At 25.0% G+C, this 2148-nt stretch carries 3 protein-coding genes; 2 read left to right on the forward strand and 1 reads right to left on the reverse strand.

Going from position 1 to position 2148, the window contains the following annotated elements:
* Both U9R42_11420 and U9R42_11425 read left to right on the forward strand, forming a co-directional pair.
* The coding region (locus U9R42_11420) for a DUF1887 family CARF protein (protein ID MEA3496633.1) at positions 1-321 on the forward strand (321 nt) is incomplete at its 5' end.
* The gene (locus tag U9R42_11425) at positions 311-685 is read left to right on the forward strand and encodes a hypothetical protein (protein MEA3496634.1); all 375 of its coding nucleotides are present in this window, start codon (positions 311-313) and stop codon (positions 683-685) included. The genes U9R42_11420 and U9R42_11425, both read left to right, overlap by 11 nt.
* On the opposite strand, the gene U9R42_11430 is transcribed toward U9R42_11425, so the two are convergent.
* A partial coding sequence (locus U9R42_11430) for a sigma 54-interacting transcriptional regulator (protein MEA3496635.1) occupies positions 682-2148 on the reverse strand: 1467 nt, incomplete at its 5' end. The two genes, U9R42_11425 and U9R42_11430, sit on opposite strands and share 4 nt — an antisense overlap.

The raw sequence follows: 2148 nt of genomic DNA on the forward strand, positions 1-2148 counted from the left end.
TTTTCAAATGTTGTATTTAAATATAAGGCTGAAAAAAACGATAAACAAAAAAATGAGATAGATATTGTATTAACCAAAGGCTTAAAAACTGTATTTATTGAGTGCAAGGCAGGTAATGTATTTCAAAATCATGTTTATAAATTAAATTCTTTAAAAAAATATTTTTTAGGACCTTTTGGTAATGCAGTGTTAGTTACAAAATATAAACCACAACCATGGATAATTGAAAAATGTAACGATTATAATATAAAAGTTTTATACGGGAAACATGTTAAAGATATACATAATGAAATATATAAATTATTAACCAATGCTAATTAACCTATCAAATCATCCTCAAAATAAATGGAGTAGCAAACAAAAAGAAATTGCTCTTAAAAAATTTAATAATATCATTGACCTTTCTTTTCCTGCTATCAATCCTGAATTTTCAAAAAAAGATGTCAGAGATATTGCTGAAAATTATTTTGAAAAAATAATTGAAATTTTTAACAAAACAACTGATGAGAAAAAATTAAATGCTGTACATATTCAAGGTGAATTTACATTTGTTTTTCAATTGGTAAGTCTTTTAAAAAATAATAATATTAAATGCATTGCTTCTACAAGTAAAAGAAAAGTAACTGAAGTAAAAAATGGTAAAAAAATTGCTGAATTTGAATTTGTAAAATTTAGAGAATACTAATTATTTTTTGATAAATATACCTTTAAAGTATTTACACTAATATCTAAAGCATCAGCAGCTTTTTGTTTTATTTCATCATAGCGTTTATAAATTTTCTTAATATGTTCTCTTTTTACATCCTCCATTTTTATTAAGTCTTTTTTTGATGTTTTATTTGCATATTCGGGTATATCTTCAATACTTATTACATCATTGTTTTCATATAAAATATAAAAACTTTCTATTATACTTTCCAATTCTCTTACATTGCCCGGATAGTTATATGAATATAAAAATTCCTTAACTTCCTTGCTTAATTTTAAGCTTTTATTGTATCTTTTAGAATGCTGATCATTAAAGTACTCAATCATTTCTTTTATTTCTTTAGTTCCTCTATCTTTAAGTGAGGGTAAAAATAAATCAATTTTATTTATTCTGTAGTATAAATCTTTACGAAATTTCTCATTTTCAACTTCATCAAACAAATCCTTATTAGTTGCAGCAATTATTCTTACATCAATATTTTTTTCTTTTGTATCTCCAACTTTTACAATCTTACCTTCTTCCAAAACCCTTAAAAGAGATTGTTGCATTGATGGTGAAATATCACCAATTTCATCAAGAAATATTGTGCCTTTGTTAGCTTTCTCAAAAAAACCAATACTTCCTTTTTCATCAGCACCTGTAAAAGCTCCTTTAACATAACCAAATAATCTGCTTTCCAATAAATCATCTGAAAGAGACGCACAATTAACAGCTATAAAATCTTTATTTTTTCTATCTGAATTGTTATGAATATGTTTTGCAAGATGCTCTTTACCCGTTCCGCTTTCGCCTTGAATTAATGCCGTAGCATTAGGAGTTTTAGCTATTCTTTTGGCACGCTCATAGACTTTTTTTAATGATTTTGTAAAAAAATAATCCTCTTTTTTATCTTCTAAGCTTTTTGTTTTAGCTTTAATAATACCTGGTGATAACTGTTCTAATTCTACTTTCTTAAACTCTGCTCTTTTACTATCTGAAAATTTAGGCTCAATGCCTTGTATCATTTTAATTTTATAACCTTTATGAATATAAAGGAGATAAAAGGCTATACTCATTATTGATGTTCCTGAAGTAAATAATATTTCAATCTCCTCATTTCTAAATTCTTCTATAACGGATTCTGTGTTTTGTAAAACTTCATTTAAATCATAAGCATTACTCATGTTTAAAAATTTTATTTCAAATTTACAAGTTCTTATTTCCTTAGTAAGATATGTCCGTAATTTTTGAGCTTTAATGTTTTCAATATCATCTATATTTTCTTTAAGCGTGCTCAGTAAAATATGCTTGTCATAATCTGTTTTACTTATTTTGTGTAAACTTATATTAGGACTATTATCTAAATTATTATCAAAATCCAAATCTTTTTTGCTTATCCATGATATTAATATTCTCATAACATTTTTTTTATTTGCAAATATACTGTAAATAATTGACAG

This window comes from Bacteroidota bacterium, assembly GCA_034723125.1.
In the GTDB taxonomy this organism is placed as follows: Bacteria; Bacteroidota; Bacteroidia; order CAILMK01; family JAAYUY01; genus JAYEOP01.